Consider the following 26430-nt stretch of genomic DNA (forward strand, 5'->3'; position numbering starts at 1 on the left):
GTCGCACGCATTTGGAAATGAAATGTCCGAGTCCACAGAAGTGCAGAAATGAATAGACCCCTGTTCGACCTCGACCTGTTGCGCGCGCTCGTGATGGTCGCCGACTGCGGCAGCTTCACGACCGCGTCCGCGCGCCTGCATTCGACGCAGTCGACGGTCAGCCAGAAAGTGCGCCGGCTCGAGGAAATCGCCGGGCACCGCCTGCTCGACCGCGGCACGCGCGACGTGCGGCCGACCGATGCGGGCGTGACGGTGCTCAGCTATGCGCGGCGCATGATTGCGCTGAACGACGAGATGCTGGAAGCGTTGTCGGGTGCGACGGTCGCGCTGACGATCCGGCTCGGCGTGCCCGACGATTTCGCGGCGGGCCGCACGACTCACGCGCTGGCCGCATTCAATCGCGAGCATCCGCAGGTCAAGCTCGAAGTGATGTGCGGATTGAGCCGCGACATCAGCGCCGCCTACGACCGCGGCGAACTCGACCTCGTCCTGATCAAGCAGCGCCGCGACAGCCGCGAGGCCGTCGTGCGCTGGCCCGAGAAGCTGCGCTGGATCGACAGTGCAACGCATCCGTCGATCGATCTCGACCCGGTGCCGATCGTCGTGTTTCCGCCGCGCGGGCTCTATCGCGACGACATGATCAAGGCGATCGAGGAGCGCGGCCGCCGCTGGCGGATCAGCTTCACGACGTCGAGCCTGAGCGGCATCCAGGCGGCCGTCGCCGACGGGCTCGGCATCAGCGTGCTGCCCGCGCGCGTGGTGACGGACGAGCACACCGTGCTGACCGCGAAGCAAGGCTTCGCGCCGATCGAGCACATGGATATCGCGATCCTGCATCGACCGACGGCCGACCCGATGGTCAGCGAGCTGACGAGGACGCTCGCGGCGATGCTGGAAGGCGAGGAATAGTCGACGACGCGGGCTGCACGCCCGCGGCGACTCAGAACATCGTGTTCCCGTTCGCGGCCTGCTCGGGCACCGGCTGGTTGACGTCCCAGTGCTCGACGATCTTGCCGTTCTCGAGCCGGAAGATATCCATGATCGCGCTGCCGCGCGTGCCGGGCTCGCGCACCGCGTGCACATGCAGGATCACGTAGTCGCCGTCGACGAACGAGCGTTTGATCTCGCTGTGCGACTGCGGATATTTGTCGCGCAGGAACGCGACGAACTTGCGGAAGCCGTCGCGGCCGTCGGCCGCGTTCGGGTTGTGTTGCACGTAGCGATCGCCGACATACGCGAGCGCGGCATCCGCGTCTTTCTCGTTCAGGCCTTTTTCGTAGAACGCGAGCACCGTGCGGCGATTGGCTTCCTGCTGCGCGTCATTGGGGCCGGCCGCCACCGCATGCGCGGCCGTTGCGGCGAACAGAGCCGCCGCCATCCATCGTGCGGCCCGTGCCGCTGTCGTGCGTCGCATCGTCGTCTCCCGGGACATTCGGCTCAAAGCCGGATCATACCGGGGCGACGCTACATTCAGACCAGTGCGCCGTTGCGCGCGACGATCTTTCCGGACGACACGACGAGACGCCGCACCGGCCGCGCGACGACCGCCTCGGCGAACGTCAGCGCATCGACGAGCACGACGTCCGCGCGGCAGCCGGGCTGCAGCCCGTAGCCGTCGAAACCGCAACCGCGCGCCGCGCCGTGCGTCACGCAGTCGAGCGCGACTTCGAGCGCGTCGTCGCGGCGGAAATCGTTGCGCATGCCGATCAGCATCGCGCGTTCGAGCATGTCGGGCGAACCGTACGGTGTCCACGTGTCGCGCACGCCGTCGTTGCCGCCGATCACGGTCACGCCGGCCGCGCGGCACGCCGCCACCGGCGGCACCGGCACCGCCGCCGGCGCGGTGGTGACGATCGCGACGCCGAGTTCGGCCATCCGCGCGAGCAGCGCGTCGCGCTCGCGTTCGGCGATGTCGCCGAGACAGAACCCGTGGCTGATCGTGACCTTCCCCTGCATACCGAGCGCGGCGGTGCGCTGCAGGATCAGGTCGAGCGAGTACGCGCCCATCGACCCGCGCTCGTGCAGGTGAAGGTCGAGCCCGCGGCCGTGACGCTCGGCGATCGCGAACAGCACGTCCACCGCCTCGACCGGATCGCCTTCGATCGCGCACGGGTCGAGCCCGCCGAGCAGGTCGGCGCCCGCGCCGAGCGCGTCGGACAGCAGCGCGTCGGTGCCCGGCCGCTTCAGCACGCCCGATTGCGGGAACGCGACGATCTGGATTTCGACCTGCCCGCGCAGCGTCTCGCGCGTCGCGAGCACGCCGTGCAGATGCCGCAGCCCCGCTTCGGTATCGACGTCGACGTGCGTGCGGATGCGCGTCGTGCCGGCCGCGAGAAACGCGCGCGCCAGCGCGAGCGACGCGACGCCGGCGTCGTGGCCGCTCGTCGCGCGATAGCGCCGTTCGTTCTCGATGCGATCGACGAGACGCGGCCCGACCGCGTTGCGATACCAAGGCATGCCCCAGTGCGTCTTGTCGAGATGCGTGTGGCCTTCGACGAGGCCCGGCAGCGCGAGCGCGAGCGCGCCGTCCTCGATCGCGCAGCCGGCGGGCGCGTCGAGCGACGGGCCGACGCGCGCGATGCGGTCGCCTTCGATCAGGATATCGAGCGCGGTGTCGGCGCTCGTGCGGACATTGCGGATCAGCAGGTTCGTCATGTCGGTTCCGGTGTGGTCGGTCAGTGCGAAGCGGGTACGGCACGCGCCGTGCCCGCGGTCGGGTCGTTTATCGCGTGAAGCGCAGCGCGGGCGCGAACGGGGCGCCCGTATCGCTTTCGCCGCGGCGGAACACCCAGCGTTCGGCCGGCACGCCCGCGACGGCCGCCGCCGCGTTCGGCGCGCGCACCGCGACGAACGTCGCATCGCAGCCGACCGCGATTCCGTAGTGATCCTTGCCGATCGCACGCGCGCCGGCATGCGTCGCCATGTCGAGCGCGATGCCGAGCGCTTCGTCGGTGTAGAAGCCCGACCGATAGCCGACCATCATCGCGCGCTGCAGCATGTCGCCGTTGCCGTACGGCCACCATGCGTCGCGGATGTTGTCGTTGCCCGCGAGCACGTGCACGCCCGCGTCAAGCAGTTGCAGCACCGGCGGAAACGCGCAGTCGCCCGGCGCGTTCGTCAGGATCGACACGCCCGCTTCGGCCAGCGCGGCCGCCGTGCGCTGGACGTCGTCGTAGCCGACTTCGCCGAGCGCATACGCATGGCTCACGTTCACGCGCCCGCAGAGCCCCGCCGCGCGCGTGCGCGCCGCGATCCGCAGCAGTTGCGCGATGCCCGTTTCGCCCGGTTCGTGCAGGTGGATGTCGATCTTCGCGCCGCGCTTCTCGGCGATGCCGAACACGATGTCGAGCTGGCCGTCGGCGTCGCCGTCGAGCGTCGTCGGGTCGATCCCGCCGACCACGTCCGCGCCTTCGCGCACGGCCGCGTCGAGAATCTCGGCGGTGCCCGGGCACGTCACGACGCCGGCCTGCGGGAACGCGACGAGTTCGATATCGACGATCCCGCGCCATTGCTCGCGCGCCGCCATCACGGCTTGAAGATTCGCGAGACCCGTCGTCGCATCGACGTCCACGTGGCTGCGCATCGCGACCGTGCCGAACGCGGCGGCCTGCGCGATCAGCGCGTTCGCGCGCTCGACGATCGGCGGTGCAGCCGCGAGCTGACGCTTCTCGACCGCGAGCCGCTCGCGCAGCGAGCCGACCGGTTCGTGCGGTACCCAGCGATCGCCGACGAAGCTCTTGTCGAGGTGGATGTGGCTGTCGACGAAGCCGGGCAGCACGACGCGCCCGTCGAGGTCGATCGTCTCCGCGCCGGGCGCGGCCGTGCAATCGGCGCCGATCGCGGTGAAACGGCCGTCACGGACGACGAGATGGATGGGCTGGCCGCCGGCGTCGACGGCGTTGATGAAGATACGATCGGTCATGGCTCGGAAGGTGGGGCGGTCGCTGCGCGACACCGGCGCGGACAGGGGAAGGAACCGCGGCCGGCGCGGCGCGACCGTTGAAATGGATTCCGGCCACGATATCGGACGCCGCCGCCCGAGGCCAATTAAATGTCGCGATGCCGCGCATTCGATTTCGCGATGTGCGGCGCGAACGCCGCGCCGGCAAGGGGCGGCGGCGGGGTCCGATCTCGTCGGAGGCGGCCTGCATACCGATCGCCCGTCGTCGGGCTACGTCGCGGAAGCCGGAGTTTCAGGTGCCGGCATCGCGCGGCCGACACCTCGCAAGACACGCCGCCGGGCCGCTGTCGATGCGCGTCACTCGACGCTGCCGAACGGGCGCCGCCGCCCTTGCCAGGCGTTGCGCGACCGCTTCGCGCGCGCCGCGATTTACGCGGCAACAGACTTTACACGTTGTTACCCGGCCGCACCGGACGTGCATCCGGCCATTCCTTATACTCACGCCGAGTTCGCCACCCGTCCGGGAATCCGTCGGCGGACACGTTGCCGATGCAGGAATCATCATGATGCGCATGCCTTCCACGAAGACCGTTCTGTTCGCCTCGCTCGTCGCCGTGGCGGCGCTTCCGCTGACCGCCTGCGTCGCGCCCGGCTATTACGGCGCGCAGCCGGGATATCCGCAGCAGCAGCAATACGCGACGCCCGGTTATGCGCAGCCCGCGTACTCGCAACCCGGCTACGTGCAGCAGCAACCGGCCTATCCGAACCAGGCGCCGCAACCGTACGACCAATACGGCAACCAGCCGCAATACGGGTCGCAGCCGTATGACCAGTACGGCAATCAGCAGCAATACGGCAACCAGTACGGAAACGGCTACGGCACGCAGTACGGGACGGTCGCGAACATCCAGCCGGTCAACGGCTCGGTCGGCCCGTCGGGTGTCGCCGGCACCGTCGTCGGCGCGCTGATCGGCGGCGTGCTCGGCAACCAGGTCGGCCGCGGTCACGGCCGCGACGCGGCCACCGTGATCGGCGCGCTCGGCGGCGCTGTCGCGGGCAACCAGATCGGCCAGCAAATGGGCGCGGCACAAGGCCCGAGCAGCTACCGGATCGACGTGCAGGTCAGCGACGGCACGACGCGTTCGTTCGACGTGCAGTCGCCGGGCAACCTGCGTCCGGGCGATCGCGTGCAGATCAACGGCAATCAGTTGTCGCGCTATTGATGCGGGTCGTGTGCGCGTGCACCTGAGCACGCGCATCGCAAACACGCGTCGTTTCACCACGACGACGCACACGCTTCACGTCGTCCTCATCCTTCGTGCCGGTGTCGCGCTATCGATGCAGGCCGCGCGCGTGATCCAGGCGCGCGCATCGCAAGCGCGCGACGCCGCTGCACGACGACGCGCACGCCTCACGTCATCCTCACCCTTCGTGCCGATGCGGCGCACATGACGCGCCTCCGGCGCTTCCGCGGTTCGCCCGTCTTCGCACACGCCTTCAGCGCGCCGCATCGCGCGCCCGTTCCCCGCTGATCCGCATCGGCCTGCCACGTCGCCGTCACACGCGCTCGGTGCCGAACGCGACGCGCGTCGAGCGCGCGGCCGCCTGCAAATGCCGCGAACGCCGGTAGACGATCGCCATCAGCGCCATCACTGCGGCGCCGGCAACCAGCGACCCGCGCGTCGACGGATCGACGCCGAGCATCACGAACACGAACGCGACGAACACCAGACAGATCCACGACGTGACCGTCGCATACGGCATGCGGAAGGTCGTCGTCACGCCGCGCGCGGCCATCGCGCGCCGGAAGCGCATGTGCGTCAGCACGATCATCGCCCAGATCACGGCCACGTCGAACGACAGGAACGACATCAGCCAGCCGAACACGCGCGCCGGCATCACGTAGTTCAGCACCACGCCGACCGACATGAACAGCACGGTCGCCCGCACCGCGCGCGACGGCGACCCGCTCGCGCTCAGCACCGCGAACGACGCGGGCGCGAGGCCGTTCCCCGCCATGCTCGACAGCATGCGCGCGCCGCTGAACACGATGCAGTTGAAGCTCGACAGCGCGGCCGTCACGACCACGAAGTTGACGATGCCGGCCGCCTGACGCAGCCCGAGCGCTTCGAACGTCGTGACGAACGGGCTGCCGTGCGCGCCGAGTTCGTTCCACGGATACAGCGCCATGATGATGAACAGCGCGCCGACGTAGAAGATCAGGATGCGCCACAGCACCGAGTTGATCGCGCGCGGGATCATCTTCTGCGGCTCGCGCGCCTCGCCGGCCGTGAGGCCGATCATCTCGACGCCCGCGAACGAATACGCGACGATCGGCAGCGCGCTCACGACGCCGAGCACGCCGTGCGGAAACATGCCGCCGTGCCGCCACAGGTTCGACAGGCCGACCGGCACGCCCTGATGGCCGATCCCGGTGAACACGATCAGCGCGCCGCCCGCGATCATCAGCACGATCGTCACGACCTTCACGATCGCGAACCAGAACTCCAGCTCGCCGTACACCTTCACGTTGAGCAGGTTGAAGCCGGAAATCGCGGCGATCGCCGACACGACCCACAGCCACTGCGGCACCTCCGGAAACCAGAAACCCATGTAGATGCCGATCGCCGTCGTCTCCGCGACGCCGACGCCGACCATCAGCAGCCAGTAGCTCCAGCCGACCACGTACCCGGCGAACGGCCCGACGTATTCGAACGCGTACGCGCCGAACGAGCCGGACACCGGCCGGTGCACGGCCATCTCGCCGAGCGCGCGCATGATCAGGAAGATCATCGCGCCGCCGATCAGGTAGGCCACGAGCGCGCCGGGGCCGGCCGCCTCGATCGCCGACGCCGAGCCGAGGAACAGGCCGACGCCGATGGCCATGCCGAGCGCCATGAACGAGATCTGGCGCGCGCCGAGTTCGCGCCGCATCGTGTGCTGTTGCATGTTGTCTCCAGTCGTTGGTTGTTGCGGCCGGCGGATAGGCCGGCCGCTGGACGGGCGGCCGGCGTCGTGCGCCGGGCCGTCTTCCCGCATAGCGCGGACGCTGGTTCAGCGGCCGTGCAGGAAACGTTCGACGCGAAACGGCGTCGGGTCGACGAACGGGTGCGCGCCGGTCATCAGGTCGGCGATCAGGCGGCCGGTCACAGGGCCGAGCGTGAAGCCGTGATGCGCATGCCCGAACGCGAACCACAGATCGCGGTGGCGCGGCGCCGCGCCGATCACGGGCAGCATGTCGGGCGTACACGGCCGGCGGCCGAGCCACGGCGCGCCGTCGACGCGCGCGCCGAGCGGGAACAGCTCGCGCGCGACCGGTTCGACGGCGGCGAGCTGCGCGGGTGTCGGCGGCGTGTCGCGATGGCCGAGCTCGACGCCGGTCGTCAGGCGGATGCCGCGCGTCATCGGCGTGATCAGGAAACCGCTGTCGGCATCGAGCACCGGCCCGTTCAGCCGCGCGCCCGGTTGCGCCGCGTAGTGCATGTGATAGCCGCGCTTGACCGCAAGCGGCAGCGTGTAGCCGAGCCGCCCGCACAGCAGGTCCGACCACGGCCCGAGCGCGACGACCGCCGCGCGCGCGTCGACCGGGCCCTGCGCGGTATCGACGCGCCAGCCGTTCGCGGCCGTCAGCGTCAGCGCGTCGCCGGTCAGGATGCGACCGCCGAGTTGCTCGAAGTACCGCGCATACGCGGTCACGAGCGCATTCGGATCGCTGATCGAATCGGAGCCCGTGTAGCGCAGCGCGCCGATCAGCGCGCGGCTCAGGTTCGGCTCCGCGTCGCGCAGCGCGACCGCGTCGAGCGCGTCGAAGGTCACGCCGTATTCAGCGCGCCAGCGCTCGGCGTCGCGCGTTTCGGCATCGCGCGTGGCGGCCGTGCGGAACACCTTGAGCCAGCCGCCTTCGCGCAACAGCGCGCCGGCGCCGGACGCGTCGATCAGTTCGCGATGCTCGGTGACGCAGTGTTCGATCAGCGGCGCATAGGCGCGCGCGATTTCCGCGTGGCGGGCCGGATGGGAATTGCGCCAGTAGCGATACAGGAACGGAATGAGTTTCGGCAGCGCGCCGACGTGGTAACGCACGTCGGGCGAGCGGTTGCACGCGTATTTCAGCAGCGTGCCGAAGCCGCGCGGGAACGCATACGGATACACGCCTTCGCGCTGGATCAGCCCGGCATTGCCGAGCGACGTCTCGTTGCCGGGCGCCTTGCGGTCGACGAGCGCGACCGACAGGCCGCGCTGTTGCAGGTGAACGGCGACGGACACGCCGATCATGCCGCCGCCCAGAACGAGCGTATCGAGCTTCATCGGGGGATTCCTCGGGGCGGGCGCCGCCGTGCTCAGGCGAGCGCGGTCACGGCGATCTCGACGTCGAGACCGGGCTTCATCAGCAGCGCCTGCACGCACGCGCGCGTCGGCGCGTGGCCGGCCGGCACCCATGCGTCCCACACCGCATTGAACGCGTCGAAGTGCGCGGCGTCGCTGAGCCACACGTTGGCCGTCAGCACGCGCGTCTTGTCAACGCCGGCCGACGCGAGCAGCGCGTCGATGCGCGTGAGGATTTCGGTCGCCTGCACGGCGATCGGCGCGCCGGCCGTATCGGGCACCTGGCCGGCCAGGTGGACGAAGCCATTCGCGATCACGACCTGGCTCATGCGCGCGCCGGTCTGCAGACGTTGGATTTCACTGGAACTGGACATGGTTTGCACCTTCGCGAGCCCGGCCGCGACGGGCCGGGGAAATGACCGGGAAAAACCGCCGCCGCACGGGCGAGCGGCATCGATTCGCACAAGCGTCGTTGACGCCAGCCGCACCGGCCGCGCGAGTTTCGCGCCGTCCGATGCTAGAGTGGCCGTCACGCCCACCGTTGGCGATTTCGACGAAAATTATCATATACGAGAAAATTTATTCTCGTATACGACAAAACCCGTACTCACGCCGCGCGCGTCACGCCCCGTATCCGCATGCCCAAAGCCACCGCCCCCGTTCCGCCGCCCACCGACACCGCGCCGCAGCTCGACCACCAGACGGTCGGCGCGCGGCTGCGCGACGCGCGCAAGTCGCGCGGCCTGACGCTCGCGCAACTGTCCGAGCGCTCCGGTATCGCGGTGTCGACGATTTCGAAGGCCGAGCGCGGCGACATCGCGCTCACCTATGACAAGTTCGCGGCGCTGACGCACGCGCTCGCGCTCGACTTCGACACGATGTTCGGCCGGCCCGCGCCCGCCGGCGCGATGACGCCGTCGTTCACGCCGGCGGGCCAGCAGATGGTCTACGACACGCCGAACTACGCGTACGGGATGCTCGCGAACGACCTGACCGGCAAGCGGATGGTGCCCGTGCGCGGGCGCATCCATGCCCGCAAGCTGTCGGACTTCGCCGACTACATCCGGCACAGCGGCGAGGAGTTCGTGTTCGTGCTGAGCGGCGAGCTGGAGCTGCGCTTCGAGAACGGCCATGCGTACCGGCTCGGCGCCGGCGACAGCCTGTATTTCGACAGCGCGGTCGGGCACGTGTACCTGAGCCTCGGCGACACCGATGCCGAGGTGCTCGCGTGCTGCGTCGACGGCGATGCGCAGCGGCCGCGCGACGCGATCTGACATCCGCAGGGGCGCCCGTCAACGGGCCGGCGCGGGCTGCCGATTCCGCTTAGCATGGACGACTCGCGCTGCCGCGTACCGCGCGGCAGTTTTCGACTCTCGCCCGACCCAGGACGACTTCACCCGATGACCACCATTCGCCTGCTCAATGCCGCCGATGCGGCGCAGTTCCAGTCCGTACGCCTCCTCGCGGTCGGCACGTCGCCGACCTCGTTCCTGCCGACCCGCGACGAAGAAGCCGGCGTGCCGGTCGGCGAGTTCGCGGCGCGCATCACGCCGACGCAGGCGCAGGCCGTGTTCGGCGCGTTCGACGGCGACACGCTCGTCGGCATCACCGGCGTGCGCCGCGATGCGCGCGCGAAGGTCGCGCACAAGGCGACGATCTGGGGCGTGTTCGTCGATCCCGCGTATCGCGGGCGCGGCATCGCGCAAGCGCTGCTCGACAGCGCGACCGCGCATGCGGCGCAGGCATGGCAGTGCAAACAGCTGATGCTGTGCGTGAACGAGGTCAACGGCACCGCGGAGCGGCTGTATGCGTCGCAAGGGTTCGTGCGGTTCGGAACGGAGCCGCGCTCGCTGTTCGTCGACGGGCGGTTCTACGACGAGCATCACATGGTGAAGGCGCTGGCCTGACGCGTTCGCGTCCAATCCCGTTCGCACGACGATATCGCCGCTTGCCGGTGATCGTCGAGGTCGGTTGCCTGCCCTTGGGCGTGACACAGTTCAGCGGTGTGACGCCCTTCTCATGGAAGTCCTTCACGTCGCGGCCGTGATTCAACCGGCCGCCCATCACATACGTCATCACATCACATAAAGCAGCCTGAGCATGATCGCTGACGCGTGAATTTTCGCCGTCTTCCACCCTCATCGCGACCTCTGGCGCGTATGTGTGCGCCCACTCACTTCGACGACACCAGGCATAGATATCCGTCATCGTATGTTTATGCGCAAAAACTTTATCTTCGACGGATACGCGGTCGAGCCCGAATCGACCGCGCGTACGGAATATGACAAGCTCGCAGACGCGTCATCCCCCCATGCAAACCCGTCAGAGGAGCCTCAATTGCAGATCCGCCACGGAGTCGACCTCATCCGCGCCCGCGCCCTGTTCGATCGCGAGCGCCGTGCGTTCGCCGAAGCCATGCCGGCCTCCCGCGCGTTGTCCGCGGAAGCGTCCGAGCACCTGCTCTTCGGCGTGCCGTTGCACTGGATGCAGGACTGGTCGACGCCGTTCTCGCTGTACGTGAAGGAAGCGCGCGGCGCGACGTTCACCGACGTCGACGGCCATCGCTACGTGGACTTCTGCCTCGGCGACACGGGCGCGATGTTCGGCCATGCACCCGAGCCGGTCGCCCGCGCACTCGTCGAACAGGCCACGCGCGGCTACACGACGATGCTGCCGAGCGAAGACGCCGCCTGGGTATCGCGCGAACTCGCGCGCCGCTTCCGGCTGCCGGTCTGGCAGTTCGCGCTGAGCGCGAGCGACGCGAACCGCTTCGTGCTGCGCTGGGCGCGCGCGGCCACCGGCCGCAACACGATCGTCGTGTTCAACGGCTGCTATCACGGCACGGTCGACGACGTGTTCGTCGATCTCGTCGACGGCCGCCCCGTGCAGCGCGACAGCCTGCTCGGGCAGTCCTGGGACCTGCTTGCCAGCACGCGCGTCGTCGAGTTCAACGACCTGGACGCGCTCGAAGCGGCGCTGAAGCAGGGCGACGTCGCATGCGTGCTCGCCGAGCCGGCGATGACGAACATCGGGATGGTGCTGCCCGATCCTGGCTTCTGGCAGGCCGCGCGCGAACTGACGCGCCGCTACGGCACGCTGCTCGTGATCGACGAAACGCACACGATCAGCAGCGGCCCGGGCGGCTACGCGGCCGCGCACGATCTCGACCCGGACCTGCTGGTGGTCGGCAAGCCGATCGCGGGCGGCGTGCCGTGCGCGGTGTACGGCTTCAGCGCCGAACTCGCGGAACGCGCGAAGCAGGCGAAGCTGAACGCGCCGCCCGGCCATTCCGGGATCGGCACGACGCTCACCGCGAACATGCTCGCGATGCACGCGATGCGCGCGACGCTGGCCGAAGTCGCGACCGACGCCGCATATGCGCACATGTTCGAACTCGCCGCGCGGCTGGCGGCCGGCCTCGAACGCGCGATCGCAAAACACGGGCTGCCGTGGTGCGTGACGCGCATCGGCGCGCGCACCGAGTTCCAGTTCGCGCCCACGCCGCCGCGCAACGGCACGATCGCCGGCACGCAACTCGACAGCGAGCTCGAACACATCGTGCACCTGTACCTGCTGAATCGCGGCGTGCTGATCACGCCGTTCCACAACATGATGCTCGTATGCCCGCAGACGACGCACGACGACGTCCACAAACTCGTCGCGCAGTTCGACGCGTGCCTCGGCGAACTGGTGTGATGCGATGACACACGGCGCGGCACTCGCGCAAGCGGATACCGCGCCTGCCGCTACGCGGCCCGCAACGCGCGCCGCGCCACTTCCGCGAAATAGCGCGCGCCGGCCGGCAGGATCTCGTCGTTGAAATCGTACGTCGCGTTGTGCAGCGGCACGCCGCCACGCCCGGCCGTTTCGCCGTTGCCGATGAACACGAAATTGCCCGGCACGGCCTGCAGGAACGCGCCGAAATCCTCCGAGATCATCATCGGCTGCACGTCGGCGTTCACCGCGTCGGCGCCGGCGACCTGCGCCGCGGCCTGCACGGCCGTGTCGACCCATTCCGGAGAATTCACCGTCGGCGCGAACTCGTGCGTGTACTCGAACGTGCAGGTCGCGCCGTGCGTGCGGCAGATCCCTTCGCTGATCTCGCGCATCCGCGTTTCCAGCAGCGCCCGCACGTCGCGCGAATAGCTGCGCGTGTCGCCCTTGATCGTCACGGTCGACGGCAGCACGTTGCGCAGCCCGTCGGTGATGAATTCGGTACACGAGATCACGGCCTGCTGGCCCGGGTCGAGATTGCGCGACACGATCGTCTGCAGCGCGAGCACGATCTGCGAGCCGATCACGATCGGGTCGATGCCCATGTGCGGACGCGCCGCATGCGTGCCGCGCCCGTCGATCCGGATCACGAAATTGTCCTCGCTCGCCATGATGCCGCCCGCGCGCGTCGAGAACGTGCCCGCGCGCATGCCCGGCATGTTGTGCGCGCCGAAGATCGCGTCGACCGGAAAACGCTCGAACAACCCGTCGGCCATCATCGCCTTCGCGCCGCGGCCGTGCTCCTCGGCCGGCTGGAAAATGAAGCGCACCGTGCCGTCGAAGTCCTTGCGCTCGGCGAGCAGTTGCGCGGCGCCGAGCACCATCGACATGTGGCCGTCGTGCCCGCACGCGTGCATCTTGCCGGGCGTGCGCGATGCGTGTTCGCGGCCGGGCGCATGCTCGGCGATGTTCAGCGCGTCCATGTCCGCGCGGATGCCGATCGCGCGCGTACCCGTGCCGGCCGTCAGGTTCGCGACGAGCCCCGTGCCGCCGATGCCGCGATGCACGTCGAGCCCGAGCGTCGTCAGGATGCGCGCGACGTAGTCCGACGTGTTCACTTCCTCGAAACCCGTCTCCGGATGCTGGTGCAGATGGCGGCGCCAGGCCTTCAGTCGCCCCTGCAGCGTGCTTTCTTCGATTGCGTCCATTGCGCTTGCCTCGTCGGTCGTCATGTCGTTCAGGCCGCCACCGCCGCGCGGTTGAGCCAGTCGCGCTGCCGCGCGAGCACCGCGTCGGCCGGGTCGCCCACGCAGCGCCGGTACACGGACGGCGCCGTCGCGCCTTCCGTATTGATCGCCAGCACGCGCGAATGCGCGTCGAGCCCCGCCTGCCGCGCGAGCGCCGGGTCGCGCATCAGCACGTCCAGCCCCGCGAGGCCGGCCGCCCCCGATTCGCCGGCGACGAGCGGCACGTCGCGTTCGCTGCCGGCCGCGAGGCCACGCATCGCCTGCACCGCGTCCTCGTCGTCGATCAGCATGAAATGATCGATGCACAGCTCGAGGAAATCCCAGGCAAGCGGCGAAGCCTCGCCGCACGCGAGCCCGGCCATTACCGAATCGACGCTGCCGGTCGCCTTCGCCGCGCGCCCCGCGAGCGCGCTCTGATACAGACAGTCGGCCTGGCGCGGCTCGACGACGATGAAATGCGGCCGCTGCGCGCCGTCGCGCTCCCACAGGTAACTCGCGACGCCCGCGGCCAGGCCGCCCACGCCGCCCTGCAGGAACACGTGCGTGAACGGCCGCCCGTCCGCCTCCGCGGCCTGTGCAGCGGCCTCGGCGGCGATCACGCCATAACCCTGCATCACGTCGCGCGGAATCGCTTCGTAGCCGTCGTACGACGTATCCGACACGACATACCAGCCGTTCGCCTGCGCGAGCTGCGCGGCGCACACGACCGATTCGTCGTAGTTCCCCGCGATCCGCACGATCCGCGCGCCGTATGCCGAGATCGCGCGCTCGCGCTCGGCGTCGACGTTCGCGTGCAGCACGATCACGCACCCGCAGCCGATCGCGCGCGCTGCGGCGGCCAGCGCGCGGCCGTGATTGCCGTCGGTCGCGCTGATGACGGTCAGGTCGGCCAGCTGCGACGCGTAGCGGCCGGTGACCAGCCCTTGCGGATCGAATTCCTGCGTGCGCCGCAGCCGCTTCACGAGCCGCACCAGCGCGATCGGCGCGCCAAGCGCCTTGAAGCTGCCGAGCGGCGAGCGGCACGACTCGTCCTTGACGCTGACGCTCGCGACGCCGAGCCGCGCGGCGAGATCGGGCAGCGCGCGCAGCGGCGTGCGCGCGTTGCCGACGAGCGGCCAGTGCGACAGCCAGGCGCCGCTTTCGTCGGCCGACGCGATGTTCATCACGCGGCGCAGCGCGTGGGGATAGGCGGCGCGCGAAGCGCGCGGGTTGGCGATCAGCATGGCGGGCAACACTCCGTCGGTGAATTCGGGGCGGGCGCGCACGGGTTGCGCACGCCGCCGGTTCGAAAAATAATATTGCGCATGCCGGTCAATAAAATCGCCAAATTGGCCATCCTGACGCAAAAATTTCTCATTCTTTCGAGGCTGCACGCGCCAACATGACGACTCCTCTCGATGCGTTCGATCGCAAGCTGCTGACGGAAATCCAGCGCGACGCGCAGACGCCGCAAGCCGAGCTCGGCGCGCGCGTCAACCTGTCGACCGCGGCCGTGAACCGGCGCCTGAAGCGTCTCGTGGAAGAAGGCGTGATCGAGCGCTACACGGCTGTCATCGCGCCGGACAAGGTCGATCATCCGCTGACGATCGTCGTGAACGTCGAGGTCGAGAGCGAGCAGATCGACCAGCTCGACGCGATGAAACGGGCGTTCGAGCGATGCCCGCAGATCCAGCAGTGCTACTACGTGACCGGGGAATGGGATTTCGTGCTGATCCTCGCCGTGCGCAACATGGATCAGTACAACGCGCTCACGCGCGAGCTGTTCTTCGCGAACAACAACGTGAAGCGCTTCAAGACGCTGGTGAGCATGAGCCGCGTGAAGGTCGGGCTCGAGGTGCCGGTCGAACCGGGCGAATGAGTGCGGCAGTGAAACTGCCCGGCGCGCGACTGCACGCGCCGGGCGCACCACATCGACGTCAGCGGCAACTGAAGCTCGCGGCCGAATTCACGTCGCCCGAACCGTTGTAGCGCGCGACCTGCGGATACGGGCACAGCGGGCGCGTGCGTCCCGCGCCCCATGACGTCGGCACGTCCGCGTTCGGTACCGCGTTCGTCGTGTCGCGCGCGGCCGCCACGATCGCGGCAGGCGCCTGCCCTTGCTCGACCCACGCGACGAGCGGCGTCAGCATGTCGAACTGGTCGGCCGCCGGCCCGCCCGAACAATGGTTCATGCCCGGCACCGGATAGAAGCGCGCGAAACCCGACGCGTCGCCGCCGTTGGCCTGTGCGACCCGCGCGTACCAGTCGCGCGTATCGTCGAACGAGAACACCGGGTCGCCCGTGCCGTGATAGACGAGCAGCTTCGCGCCGCGCGACTTCAGCGCGGACAGGTTCGTCTCGTCGGGCGGCGTCATGAACGACCACGCGGATTGCGTGTACGTGCCGTTCGTCGCGAAGATCGCCGGCGCGTCGTTGTCCATGTCGAAGCCGAGCGCGAAGCCGGCCAGGTTCGCGAGCGTCGCCGCGCTTTTCGGCGGCGTCATGAACGTGAACGCCATCGCGGCCGGATCGAGCGTGACCGAATTCGACTGCTTCCACGCGGCCCAGCCGCTGCCGGCCATGCCCGGATCGTACGGAAAGCCCGCGTAGAGCGCCGTGCCCGCGCTGTTGCGCGCGCCCGCGAACACGTTCTCGAGCGCGGTTTTCTGCGAGCTCGTCAGGCAGGCGCCGGTGCGCGTGCCGTTCGCGCAGGTCGGGATATCCGTCTCGACGCTGAAATGCGCCTGGCACGCGGCGACGTCCTGCACCATCCCGTCGGCCACGCCGTCGAGCGCATCGCATTGGTCGAGGATCTTCGCGCCGACGAACTGGCGCTCCGCATCGGTGAAGCCGCTGCGGATGTCCGGCAGCCCGTTCGAGCCCGTCGCTGACGCGATCTTCGCGAACTGCTGCGCGCCATACATCTCGCCGATCGCCGCCTTCGGCAAATGGAAGCCCGGATCGCCCGCGATGATGCCGTCGTAGTCGCCCGCGTTGCGCACGGCCGTGACCATCGCGTGACGCCCGCCGTTCGAGCAGCCGCCGAAATAGCTGCGGTCGGGCGCCTTGCCGTACGCGAGCCGGATCACCTGTTTGGCCATCGGCGTGAGCGCATCGACGGCGCCGTAGCCGTAGTCGATGCGCGCCTGCGGATCGATGCCGAACAGCGGGTTCTGCGCGGCGCTGTGCCCGGAATCCGAGCTGATGACCGCGAAGCCCTGGTTCAGCGCATCGGTCAGCGGCCCGCCGCCGCCGATCTCGCCGGTCGCGGTCACGACGTTGCCGTCGAGCCCGCCATTCGCCTGGTAGAAGAATCGGCCGTTCCACGCCTTCGGCAAGCGCATCTCGAAGCCGATCGCATAGGTGTTGCCGTCCACCGCGCTCACGCGCGGGTTCATCTTCCCTTCGATCACGCAGTGCTCGGCGATCGGCTGGCCGGCCACCGTCAGCGCACCGGCGGCCGCGGTCGCGACCGACGTGAACGACGTATTCGCATACGCGAGCTTCGCGGCGAGCGCGTCGCAGGTCTGCGCCATCGCGGCCGGCGTCGCGGCGCTCAGGTGCGTGGGCGCCGAACTGACCGAATCGTCGCCGCCGCAACCGGCGAGCATCGCCGCGGACAGCGGCGCAATGCAGAGGAATACCGATTTTCTGTTCAAGATGTCTCCCGTTCGTCAGGTTGCGGTTCAGAACATGTGCTTGATGCCGACCATCGCGCCGAGCTGCCCCATCCCTTCGCCCGGTGTCGTGCCGGCGCCGCCGCCGCTGACCGCATAGCGCGCGTGCGCGCTGTTCCACAGATACGAGCTCTGCGCATAGACCGACGTGCGCTTGGTCAGCAGATAGGTCGCGCGCAGCGTCGCCATCGTCGCGCGCGTGTCGTGCGCGGTATTGACGATCCGGTAGCCTTCGCCGTCGACGACGAAATCCGGCTTGACCGCATACGACGCGCCGACGAAGAACAGGTCGGAATGCGCGCCGGCCGCGGCCGGCGAACCGGTGGACACGCGCCGCCCGATCCAGCCCGCGCCGATCCGCGCGCCCGCCGCCTGCGCATACGCGCTCACGTGCACGCGCGCGTCCTTGCCCGCGCTGCTCGTGAAGGCAACCGGGGCGACGCCGTCGAAGAAGTTCGCGGCCGCGCCCGTGCCGCCGCGCTGCTCCTCGTACGACGCCGCCGCGCCGAAATTCGCGCTGTCGTACTTGAGCATCACCGACCAGTTGCGGCACTGCACCGCATCGCCCGGCACCTGCCCGGCGCAGGTGCCCTGCCCCGGCGAGTTGCCGGTGCCCGCGCCGTCGCGGCCGAACGAATACGCCGCGCCAAGCGTCACGCCGCGATACGTGCCGAGGTACGTCACCGCGTTGTCGGCGCGGCCGTTCGGCACGTATGCGTCGAGCGAGCCGAGCCCGTAGATGTCGGGGCCGATGATGTCCGCGCCCTGCAGCGCGAGGTAGGTCATCGTGTACTGACGGCCGAACGCGAGCGTGCCGAAGCCGCCCTTCAGCCCGACGAACGCCTGCCGCCCGAACAGCCGCCCGCCCTGGCCGAGATCGCCGCCGCGCACGTTGAAACCGCTTTCGAGCGTGAATACCGCCTGATAACCGCCGCCGAGATCCTCGCTGCCGCGCAGCCCCCAGCGCGACGGCATCTCGCCCGTCACGGCCGGCATGCGCACGACGTGATCGCCGGCCGCGTTCGCGTGCGACACGTATTCGACGCCCGTGTCGATGATCCCGTACAACGTCACGCTCGATTGCGCATGCGCGACCGGCGCGGCGAGCGCGCAGCACGCGCCGGCGGCCAGCAGGCCGTTCCTGGTGTTCGTCTTCATATCGTTGCGTCTCCAGACCTTGTTGAATCGCGCGCTCTGACGGCGCGCATTAAAAAAACGAAACGTCAGTCGCCGGCTTGCGGGCGGCGAATCAGCACCAGCGCGGCGACGGCCGCGATGAGCGTGACGGGGATGCTCGCGCCGATCACGACGGGCGCGCTGCGACCGGCGGCCAGCAGCGTCGCGGCCGCGAGCGGCCCGACGACGGAGCCGAGCCGGCCGACGGCCACCGCCGCGCCGACGCCCGTGCCGCGCATCGCGGTCGGGTAGTAGATCGCCGCGAGCGCATACAGCACCGATTGCCCGCCGACCACGAACATCCCGGCCGCGAACGCGGCGGCCGCGAGCGACGCGAAGCCGGGCGCGGCCGCGAGCGCGGCGAGCGACAGCACGATCCCGACATACATGCCGCCGACCACGCGCGACGCGCGCATCCGGTCGAGTGCCGCGCCGATGCCGAGCGCGCCAAGCCCCGCGCCGACGTTGAACGCGATCTGCACGAGGCCGACGTGCTCGCGATCGAGCCCGCGCGCGGCCATCAGCGACGGCAGCCAGTTCAGCAGGAAGTAGAGGACGATCAACGTGCAGAAGTAGCTGATCCACAGCGCGACCGTCGACGTCGTGCGGCCGTCGCCGAACAGCGTGCGCGCGACGCTGGTGCGCGCGGCCGGCGTGTCGGCGACGTCGAGATACGCGCGCGATTCCGGCAGGAACAACGCCAGCAGCGGCACCAGCAGCAGCGGCCCCGCGCCGCCGACGTAGAAGATGTGCCGCCATTCGGTGTCGCCGGCGAGCAGCACACCGATCAGCGACGCGATCACGCCGCCGAACGGGATGCCGCAGTACATCGTGGCCACCGCGCTGCTGCGCAAGCGCGGCTCGACCGCTTCGGACGACAACGCGATCAGGTTCGGCATCGCGCCGCCGAGGCCGATGCCCGTCAGCACACGCACGACGACAAGCATGTCGAAGGTCGATACCTGCGCGGTGGCGATCGACAGCAACCCGAACAGCGCGGCCGATGCGATCAGCACGCGCTTGCGTCCGATCCGGTCGGCGAGCCACCCGCCGAGCATCGCGCCCGGCAGCAGCCCGAAGGTGCCCGCGCTGAACGCGATGCCCATCTGTGAAACGGTCAGCCCGAATTCGCGCGCCATGCGGGGTGCTGCGACGCCGACCGACTGCAGGTCGAGCCCTTCGAGGAGTGCGATCGCGAAACACAGCGCGAGCGTGGTCGCGACCGTGGGTTTTTCGGCAACGTAGGTGTTCATCCTGTCTCCAAATCCGATGTCTTGTAGTCGGTCGGCCTTGCAACGGCCGCCGCGCGCCGTCGCCGGCCAGTGGCGAAACGGCGCGAGGTGTCGTCCGAACGGCCGCTTTTATCAGGCAACCTGATTCACTGGCCGCAAGAATGCCTGCCGGTCCCGTGGCCGGCCGGTCGTTACGCCTGCTCGTGACTGCTCGTCCCTGCTGACTGCTGGCTGCTTACGCGTAAATCACGTCGGGATCGCACCGCGCCGGGTCGTACAGCGCGTCGATCGTCGCCGCGCGATGCTTCTGCACGGCTGCCTGGTTCAGCGATCCCTTGTCGGTCACTTCGCCGAGATCGAGCGACGGCGGCGAGTCGATCAACCGGATGCGCGCGACGAACGTCGACCCGCCGCTCGCATGCCGGTTCAGCGCGGCAAGCCACGCTGCGAACGCCGCACGCACGGCCTGCGCGCGCAGCACGTCGGCGACCGATGCATCGGCAGCAAGCCCCGCCAGCGCACGACACGCGTCGACGCGCGGAAACACCAGCAGCCCGATGTCGTCGCGATTGATCCCGGTGACGACCACGTCCTGCACGTACGGCGCACCGCTCGACACCGCGTTCGCACGCAACGGCCCGACGCTGACGAAGGTGCCGCTGCTCAGCTTGAAATCCTCGGTCAGCCGGCCGTCGAACAGCAACCCGAGTTCCGGCCGCTGCGGATCGGCGAACACCCCCGCGTCGCCGCTGCGGTAATAGCCTTCGTCGTCGAACACGTCGCGCGGATCGACGTCCGCGTGCCAGTAGCCGCGCATCACGTTCGGCCCCTTGAAACGCAGTTCGAGCTTGCCGCCGCACGGCACGAGCTTCGCGTCGCAGCCGGGCGCGGGCAGCCCGATATAGCCGGCGCGCATCAGCGGCCCGGTCGTGAACAGGCACGACGGCGACGCCTCCGTCATCCCGAGGCCGGCCATGATCCGGATGCGCTCGCCGCAATGCGCGTCGGTCACGCGGTCGAGCCGGTCCCACGCGGCCTGCGACAGGCCCGCGCCGCCGAAGAAATACAGCTTCACGCGCGAGAAGAACGTGTCGCGCAGCACGGCATCGCGTTCGAGCGCGACGGTCAGCTCTTCCCAGCCCTTCGGCACGTTGAAGTAGATCGTCGGCGCGATCTCGCGCAGGTTGCGCACGGTTTCGTCGAAGCGGCCGGGCACCGGGCGGCCGTCGTCGATGTACAGCGTGCCGCCGTTGTACAGCGCGATGCCGAGGTTGTGGCTGCCGCCGAACGTGTGATTCCACGGTAGCCAGTCGACCAGCACCGGCGGTTCGCGCGTCAGTTCGGGCATCGTCTGGCGCAGCATCTGCTGGTTGCTGCACAGCATCCGGTGCGTGGTCGGCACGGCCTTCGGCTGCTTCGTCGAACCGGACGTGAACAAGATCTTCGCGAGATGATCGGGGCCGACCGCCGCATGGATCGCGTCGATCGTGCGCTGGTCGGTGGCGAGCAGGCGTGACAGCGGCACCACGCGGTCCTCCGCGCCGCCATCGACGTGGGCGTCGGCGTCGTGCGCGACGATCAGCACCGCATCGGCCGGCAACGTCGCGTCGAGCGCACGCGTGAACGGCGCGCGCTCGGCGACGAACACCGCGCCCGGCCGCAGCACGCCGAGCGTGTGACGCAGCTTGCCGTAGTCGGTCGACACCAGCGAATACGCGGGCGAGATCGGCGAGTACGGCACGCCGGCCAGCATCGCCGCGAACATCAGCTGCAGATGCTCGAGATCGTTGCCGGACAGCACCGCGAGCGGGCGTTCGGCCGACAGGCCGAGATCGACGAGGCCCTGGCCGAGCGCACGAGCGCGTTCGAGCATCTGCGCGTAGGTGATCTCGATCCAGCGGCCGTCGGCGCCGCGCCGCGCGGCCAGCACGCGATCGGGATGCGCCTGCGCACCGCGCACGAGGCAGTCGGTCAGGCGCGTCGGATAGTCGCCGAGCGGTTCGCGCGAGCGCAGGTACCACGCGCCGTTTTCCGCGCGACGGATCTCGGCTGCGCCGACCGCGACGGCCACCGCGCGATAGCGCACGCCGCCCGTATCGTTCACCGGCCCGCTCGCGGGCGTCGCAACATTCATCGTCGGCTCGCTCATATCGGGTAGTGGCGCGGCGTGGTCTGCACGGTGATCCAGCGCAGCTCGGTGAATTCGGCGATCGACGCGCGGCTGCCGAAGCGGCCGTAGCCGCTCGCCTTCGTGCCACCGAACGGCATCTGCGCCTCGTCGTGCACGGTCGGCCCATTGATGTGGCAGATCCCCGATTCGATCCGGCGCGCGACCGTCATCGCGCGTGCGATATCGCGGCTGAACACGCTCGCCGATAGCCCGAACTCGCTGTCGTTCGCGAGCGCGACCGCTTCGTCGTCGCTGTCTGCCCGGAGGATCGCGACGACCGGCGCGAACGATTCCTCGCGATAGAGCCGCATGTCGCGTGTGACGCCGTCGACGATCACCGGCTGCATCGTCGCGCCGTCGACCCGGCAGCCGAGCGGCAGGTGTGCGCCATGCGCGCGCGCATCCTCGACGAGTGACACGGCGCGCGCAGCGGCCGCCGCATCGACCATCGTGCCGAGCGGATGGCCGGCCAGCGGATCGCCGGCGACCAGCGTGCGCGCCTTCGCGGTCAATCGCTCGACCAGCGCGTCGGCGATCGGCCGCGCGGCGATCACGCGCTCGGTCGACATGCAGATCTGCCCCTGGTTGAAGAACGCGCCGAACGCGATCGCGTCGACGGCTGCATCGAGATCGGCGTCGTCCAGCACGAGCACCGGCGCCTTGCCGCCGAGTTCGAGCAGCACGGGCTTCAGGTGGGTGGCCGCGTGGCGCGCGATGATGCGCCCGACATGCGTCGACCCGGTGAAGTTGATCCGCTTCACATGCGGATGCGCGATCAGCCGCTCGACGAGCGCCGGTGCATCGGCCGCCGCGTGCGTGATCACGTTGACGACGCCCGCGCCGAGCCCGGCGTCGTTCAGCACCGCGCCGATCAGCGCGTGCACGCCGGGGCACGATTCCGACGCCTTCAGCACGACCGTGTTGCCGCACGCGAGCGGCATCGCAAGTGCCCGCGTGCCGAGGATCACCGGCGCATTCCACGGCGCGATGCCGAGCACGACGCCGCACGGCGCGCGCATCGCGAGCGCGAGATTGCCGGGCACGTCGGACGGGATCACGTCGCCGTCGATCTGCGTCGTCATCGACGCGGCCTCGCGCAGCATGTTCGCCGCGAGCGTCACGTTGAAGCCGAGCCAGCCGGGCGTCGCGCCGGTTTCGGCGACGCCGGTCGCGATGATCTCGTCGATGCGCGCGTCCATCAGGTCGGCCGCCTTCAGCAGCCGGCGCCGCCGCTCGGTCGGCGCAAGCGCCGCCCACGCGGGGAACGCGCGATGCGCGGCGTCGATCGCCGCGTCGGCGTCGGCGAAGCCGGCCGCCGGCGCGCACGACGCGAGCGCGCCCGTCGCGGGGTTGAAGCGGTCGAAGGTTCGGCCGTCGCGTGCGGCGCACCACTCGCCGCCGATCAGCATCCGTCTGTCGGTCATGTCGTCTCCTGCCCTGTCTCGTCCGGTTGGGTCAGCGCTTGTAGGCTTGCAGGCCCGGCTTGATCGCCTTGTCGTCGAGGAACTGCTTCAGCCCCTGTTCGCGGCCGTGTTCCGGATCGCGCAGCTGCGCCTGGTCGAGCTTCGCGTACAGGTAGTCCTCGCACTGCTCCCACGTGAGTTCGCGCGAACGCTTGAAGCCGTGCTTCGCCGCGCGCAGCACGACCGGGTTCTTGTCCATCAGCCGCGCGGCGAGCGCGATCGTCGCGTCGCGCAGCCCGGCGAGCGGCACGCTGCTGTTCACGAGGCCCATCTCGGCCGCTTGCGCGCCGGTGAACGTGTCGCCGGTCATGATGTAGTGCAGCGCGCGGCGATGCCCGACCGTGTCCGCCATCGCCTTGCTGACGAGGTTGCCGGGCGGGATGCCCCAGTTGATCTCCGACAGCCCGAACACGGCTTCGTCCGCCGCGATCGCCAGGTCGCACGCGACGAGCGGCGAGAAGCCGCCGCCGAAGCACCAGCCGTTCACCATCGCGATGGTCGGCTTGTTGTACATCCGAAGCCGGCGCCACTGCCATTCCGATGCGTCGCGCCGCACCTTTTCCTGCAGCGCATCGGCGCCGCCGTCGATCTCGCGGAAATATTCCTTCAGATCCATGCCGGCCGTCCATGCGGCGCCCGCGCCGGTGAGGACGAGCACCTTCGCTTCGTCGTCGAACTCGATCGCGTCGAGCACCTGCAGCATTTCCTGGTTGAGCGTCGGGCTCATTGCGTTGCGCTTGTCCGGACGGTTCAGCGTCACCCACGCGATGCCGGCCTCCACGTTCACTTCAACGGTCTGCCAGCGGTTGTCGTACTTGCTCATGTCTGTTCCTGTCGTTCGTTCCTGTGCCAATCGGTGCAATTCGGTGCGCAGCATTCCTGCTGCGGACGACTCAATTTAATATCAGGTTACCTGATATTGCAAGCAACACGAGCGCCGGTGTAAACCCGGAGCGGCAAGCGGCGGTGACGACGGAATCGGGGAACGGTCAGGCGACCGGCGAGCGGGCGGGAAAGCGGACGCGGGCCTTACGGGCCCGCGCCGTGGAAGTTCGGGAAAGGGTCAGCCGCGCAGGTTGCGCACGAACAGTTCGAGCGCGCGCTGCGCTTGCGTGGCGTCGTCGACGGAGACGTCGCCGAGCATCCGCGTCTCGAGCGGACGCAGCACGGCTTCGCATTCGCGCAGCATCGCCGCGCCTTCGTCGGTGAGCGTCAGCAGGATGATGCGGCCGTGCGACGGGTCGGCTGCGCGCGTAACGAAACCGCGGGCGGCCATCACGCTCATCACCTCGTTCGCCGATTGCGGCGTGATGAACGAGCGTTCCGCCAGTTGCGCGTTCGACGACGCGCCGCGCGCCTCGAGCACCGACAGCGCCGTGTATTGCGCGAGCGTGATGCCGAGCGGCGCGAGCGCGTCGGTCATATGGCGGCGCAGCAGCCGTTCGAGACTGCCGACCACGTAGGTCAGGCGCTGCGGCACGCGTGCCTTCGGCTTGTCGCCCGTCGCGCGGGCGGTGTTTTTCGCGGCGGTCTTCGGGTGCGCGGGCTTGGTCGGGGTGGAACTCATGGTGCGGGCGGGATGGAATTGCGGGCCATCTTACCAGCAGGTCGGGGAGTGAACGGGGTGCTCCAGGAAGCCCGACAGCCGCTGTGCGCTCGCGCATGCGCGGCTGACTGCAGGCCTAATCGCCAGGCTCGCTGCGTCGGACGCATCCCATGAACGGGATCCAGTACGCGGTCAGCCGCGCGGCGCCCCTGCGAATCGCGCGGTTGGCAACCCCGCGTAGCGCGTCCTGGCGACGAATACGCCGCCGGCGTGTGCATCGCCGGCCAGCGCATCGTCGCTTAATCCGATGCGCGCGCTCGTCACGTACAGCCGCCCTTCGCCGTCGAGCGCCGCACAGCTCGGCTGTGCAGTCGGCACGTCGACGCGATCCGTTTCCACGCCGTCCGGCCCATAACGCACCACGCGCCGGCCGCCCCACTGCGCGTTCCACAGCCCACCGTCGCGATCCATCGTCGCGCCGTCCGGGTCGCCGTCCGCATCGGTCAGGCGCGCGAACGACCGCACGTTCGCGACGTCGCCGCCCGCACGGTAATCGCAGACGAAAATCTCGCGCACGAGCGAATCGCAGAAATACATTTTCGAACCGTTCGGCGAGAACGCGATGCTGTTCGCGATCGCCGCCGCCGGCAACGCGAGCCGCTCGAGCGTGAGGTCGGCATTGAGCCGGTAGAACCCGCCGACCGCGCGCGGCGGCTCGCTGCCTTCGTCCTTCATCCCGAACACGAACGCGCCGGACGGATCGCAGCGCCCGTCGTTCAGGCGCGTCGGCAGATCGGGCTCGACGTCGACGATCCGCGTGAGCGCGCCGCTGCGCAGGTCGAAGAACGCGAGATGCGTCGCGAGCCCGACGAGCAGCACGTCCGGATCGCCGGTCAGCGCGAAGCATGCGAGCCGTTCTGGCATCGTCCACGGCGTCAGGTCGGAACCGTCCGCGCGGCATCGCCACAACTGCGCACCTTCGATGTCGACCCAGTACAGCGTATGCGTCGCATCGCACCACGTCGCGCCTTCGCCGAGCGTGTTGCGGCTGTCGGCCAGCAGCGTCGCCGACGCGGCCGGTTGAATCTGTTGCATGCCGTCTCCCGATATCTGCCGCGTTCGCGGGCGGCCGCGCTTGCCGGTCAGATCGTCATCGCGCGCCGCTGGTTGCGACGATACGGGTCGAACGGCGCCGCGAGCAACAGAATTCCGTCGCGTATCAGATATTGGTAAAACGTCGGCACGTTGAGCAGGCTCATCGCGTCCTGCCCCGCGCTCATGGTCGGCGCGTTGGTGGTTCGCCCGGCACGCATGCCCGCCGGATGGCGGGCATGCCGCTTCGATCGTGCATCACACCCATGGGTGCGCGAGCCCTTCCGTCTTCAACGCCCGCTGGATCGCCGGGCGCTCGAGAACCCGCTGCAAATAGCCGCCGAGTACCGGCCGCTGCCGCGCCGGCGCGGCAAAACCGCGCGTCCAGCGGCACAGCATCAGCGCATACGGATCGAGCACCGTGTAGTGTTCGCCGAGCAGCCAGGGGCCCCCGCTCGCGTCCAGCTGGTGTTCGAGCTGATCCAGCAGCGTGGCGATCCTGGCTTCCGCATGCGCCTTCACCTGCGCGGCGCCCGACGCATTGCCCGCATCGACCCAGCGCTCCGGATAGAAATACGCGATCAACGTCGCCTGCGGCGTATTGGTGAGCCACATCAGCCATTTGTAGAACTGCGCGCGCGCCGGCGTGCCGAGTGCCGGTGCCAGCCGCGCCTCCGGGTGCGTATCGGCAAGATGCAGGCAAATCGCGGCGGTTTCGTACAGCACCAGATCGCCGTCGATCAGCACCGGAATGAGTCCGTTCGGATTCAGCGCCAGGTAGTCCGCCGACTTGTGCTGATCGTGCGTACGGTCGACGAATTCAAGCTCGAACGGCTGGCCGATTTCTTCGAGCGCGAAGTGCGGCGCCATGCTGGCATTGCCGGGGTAGTAGAACAGTTTCATCGTGATT

At 69.2% G+C, this 26430-nt stretch carries 23 protein-coding genes and 1 pseudogene; 6 read left to right on the plus strand and 18 right to left on the minus strand.

The annotated features are described in order from the left end of the window. The first annotated feature begins 48 nt into the window (after window positions 1-48). The gene (locus BBJ41_RS27685) at window positions 49-909 is read left to right on the plus strand and encodes a LysR family transcriptional regulator (protein WP_069749392.1); all 861 of its coding nucleotides are present in this window, start codon (window positions 49-51) and stop codon (window positions 907-909) included. A gap of 31 nt (window positions 910-940) precedes the next feature. On the opposite strand, the gene BBJ41_RS27690 is transcribed toward BBJ41_RS27685, so the two are convergent. The 3 genes from BBJ41_RS27690 to BBJ41_RS27700 all read right to left on the minus strand — a co-directional run bounded on the left by BBJ41_RS27690 (window position 941) and on the right by BBJ41_RS27700 (window position 3922). Continuing rightward, complete coding sequence (locus tag BBJ41_RS27690; RefSeq protein ID WP_069749393.1) at window positions 941-1414, minus strand: nuclear transport factor 2 family protein; 474 nt, start codon at window positions 1412-1414, stop codon at window positions 941-943. Window positions 1415-1470: 56 nt separating this feature from the next. Further along, the gene (locus tag BBJ41_RS27695) at window positions 1471-2655 is read right to left on the minus strand and encodes an amidohydrolase family protein (RefSeq protein ID WP_069749394.1); all 1185 of its coding nucleotides are present in this window, start codon (window positions 2653-2655) and stop codon (window positions 1471-1473) included. Between the two features lie 67 nt (window positions 2656-2722). Continuing rightward, window positions 2723-3922, minus strand: a complete 1200-nt coding sequence (locus BBJ41_RS27700; protein WP_069749395.1) for an amidohydrolase family protein — start codon at window positions 3920-3922, stop codon at window positions 2723-2725. Between the two features lie 542 nt (window positions 3923-4464). On the opposite strand from BBJ41_RS27700, the gene BBJ41_RS27705 reads away from it, so the two are divergent. Then, entirely contained in the window at window positions 4465-5124 is a 660-nt protein-coding gene (locus tag BBJ41_RS27705; RefSeq protein WP_069749396.1) for an outer membrane lipoprotein, read from the plus strand. A 334-nt stretch (window positions 5125-5458) separates the two neighbouring features. On the opposite strand, the gene BBJ41_RS27715 is transcribed toward BBJ41_RS27705, so the two are convergent. The 3 genes from BBJ41_RS27715 to BBJ41_RS27725 form a co-directional block, all read right to left on the minus strand. After that, window positions 5459-6850 (minus strand): amino acid permease, encoded by a 1392-nt coding sequence (locus BBJ41_RS27715; protein ID WP_069749398.1) that lies wholly within the window; start codon window positions 6848-6850, stop codon window positions 5459-5461. Window positions 6851-6955: 105 nt separating this feature from the next. Next, complete coding sequence (locus BBJ41_RS27720) at window positions 6956-8206, minus strand: NAD(P)/FAD-dependent oxidoreductase (RefSeq protein WP_069749399.1); 1251 nt, start codon at window positions 8204-8206, stop codon at window positions 6956-6958. Between the two features lie 32 nt (window positions 8207-8238). Then, window positions 8239-8598: a RidA family protein gene (locus BBJ41_RS27725; protein WP_069749400.1), complete on the minus strand. Its 360-nt coding sequence runs from the start codon at window positions 8596-8598 to the stop codon at window positions 8239-8241. A gap of 264 nt (window positions 8599-8862) precedes the next feature. Between BBJ41_RS27725 and BBJ41_RS27730 the strand changes: the two genes are divergently transcribed. The 3 genes from BBJ41_RS27730 (at window position 8863) to BBJ41_RS27740 (ending at window position 11920) form a co-directional block, all read left to right on the plus strand. Beyond that, window positions 8863-9498 carry a helix-turn-helix domain-containing protein gene (locus BBJ41_RS27730; RefSeq protein WP_069749401.1) on the plus strand — a complete coding sequence of 212 codons (636 nt, stop codon included), beginning with the start codon at window positions 8863-8865 and terminating at the stop codon, window positions 9496-9498. A gap of 126 nt (window positions 9499-9624) precedes the next feature. Continuing rightward, window positions 9625-10131 (plus strand): GNAT family N-acetyltransferase, encoded by a 507-nt coding sequence (locus BBJ41_RS27735; RefSeq protein ID WP_069749402.1) that lies wholly within the window; start codon window positions 9625-9627, stop codon window positions 10129-10131. Between the two features lie 430 nt (window positions 10132-10561). Next, window positions 10562-11920: an aspartate aminotransferase family protein gene (locus tag BBJ41_RS27740; RefSeq protein ID WP_069749403.1), complete on the plus strand. Its 1359-nt coding sequence runs from the start codon at window positions 10562-10564 to the stop codon at window positions 11918-11920. Window positions 11921-11970: 50 nt separating this feature from the next. Here BBJ41_RS27740 and BBJ41_RS27745 read toward each other — a convergent pair whose 3' ends face one another. Next, window positions 11971-13146, minus strand: coding sequence for a M20 aminoacylase family protein (locus BBJ41_RS27745; RefSeq protein WP_069750402.1), 1176 nt, complete (start codon window positions 13144-13146; stop codon window positions 11971-11973). Between the two features lie 29 nt (window positions 13147-13175). Further along, window positions 13176-14408: a diaminopropionate ammonia-lyase gene (locus BBJ41_RS27750; RefSeq protein WP_069749404.1), complete on the minus strand. Its 1233-nt coding sequence runs from the start codon at window positions 14406-14408 to the stop codon at window positions 13176-13178. Window positions 14409-14566: 158 nt separating this feature from the next. Between BBJ41_RS27750 and BBJ41_RS27755 the strand changes: the two genes are divergently transcribed. Next, on the plus strand, window positions 14567-15043 hold the full coding sequence (locus tag BBJ41_RS27755) for an Lrp/AsnC family transcriptional regulator (RefSeq protein WP_069749405.1): 477 nt from the start codon (window positions 14567-14569) through the stop codon (window positions 15041-15043). Window positions 15044-15101: 58 nt separating this feature from the next. Here the strand turns inward: BBJ41_RS27755 and BBJ41_RS27760 are convergent, their stop codons facing one another. The 10 genes and pseudogenes from BBJ41_RS27760 to BBJ41_RS27800 all read right to left on the minus strand — a co-directional run bounded on the left by BBJ41_RS27760 (window position 15102) and on the right by BBJ41_RS27800 (window position 26423). Then, on the minus strand, window positions 15102-16823 hold the full coding sequence (locus BBJ41_RS27760) for a tannase/feruloyl esterase family alpha/beta hydrolase (protein ID WP_069749406.1): 1722 nt from the start codon (window positions 16821-16823) through the stop codon (window positions 15102-15104). 27 nt (window positions 16824-16850) lie between these two features. Next, entirely contained in the window at window positions 16851-17999 is a 1149-nt protein-coding gene (locus BBJ41_RS27765; RefSeq protein ID WP_069749407.1) for a porin, read from the minus strand. A gap of 65 nt (window positions 18000-18064) precedes the next feature. Further along, on the minus strand, window positions 18065-19270 hold the full coding sequence (mhpT, locus tag BBJ41_RS27770; RefSeq protein WP_069749408.1) for a 3-(3-hydroxy-phenyl)propionate transporter MhpT: 1206 nt from the start codon (window positions 19268-19270) through the stop codon (window positions 18065-18067). A gap of 214 nt (window positions 19271-19484) precedes the next feature. Next, window positions 19485-21398 carry a feruloyl-CoA synthase gene (locus tag BBJ41_RS27775; RefSeq protein WP_069749409.1) on the minus strand — a complete coding sequence of 638 codons (1914 nt, stop codon included), beginning with the start codon at window positions 21396-21398 and terminating at the stop codon, window positions 19485-19487. Further along, window positions 21395-22843: an aldehyde dehydrogenase gene (locus BBJ41_RS27780; RefSeq protein WP_069749410.1), complete on the minus strand. Its 1449-nt coding sequence runs from the start codon at window positions 22841-22843 to the stop codon at window positions 21395-21397. The genes BBJ41_RS27775 and BBJ41_RS27780 overlap by 4 nt, the downstream gene beginning before the upstream one ends. A gap of 31 nt (window positions 22844-22874) precedes the next feature. After that, the gene (locus BBJ41_RS27785; RefSeq protein ID WP_069749411.1) at window positions 22875-23705 is read right to left on the minus strand and encodes a p-hydroxycinnamoyl CoA hydratase/lyase; all 831 of its coding nucleotides are present in this window, start codon (window positions 23703-23705) and stop codon (window positions 22875-22877) included. 240 nt (window positions 23706-23945) lie between these two features. After that, complete coding sequence (locus BBJ41_RS27790; RefSeq protein WP_069749412.1) at window positions 23946-24449, minus strand: MarR family winged helix-turn-helix transcriptional regulator; 504 nt, start codon at window positions 24447-24449, stop codon at window positions 23946-23948. 171 nt (window positions 24450-24620) lie between these two features. Continuing rightward, entirely contained in the window at window positions 24621-25523 is a 903-nt protein-coding gene (locus BBJ41_RS27795; RefSeq protein WP_069749413.1) for an SMP-30/gluconolactonase/LRE family protein, read from the minus strand. Between the two features lie 47 nt (window positions 25524-25570). Then, window positions 25571-25708: pseudogene (gene araH, locus BBJ41_RS39705) on the minus strand (L-arabinose ABC transporter permease AraH); the annotation flags it as partial. A gap of 70 nt (window positions 25709-25778) precedes the next feature. After that, window positions 25779-26423 carry a glutathione S-transferase family protein gene (locus BBJ41_RS27800; RefSeq protein ID WP_236872075.1) on the minus strand — a complete coding sequence of 215 codons (645 nt, stop codon included), beginning with the start codon at window positions 26421-26423 and terminating at the stop codon, window positions 25779-25781. Window positions 26424-26430 lie beyond the last annotated feature (7 nt).

It is taken from the genome of Burkholderia stabilis, assembly GCF_001742165.1.
GTDB lineage: Bacteria > Pseudomonadota > Gammaproteobacteria > Burkholderiales > Burkholderiaceae > Burkholderia > Burkholderia stabilis.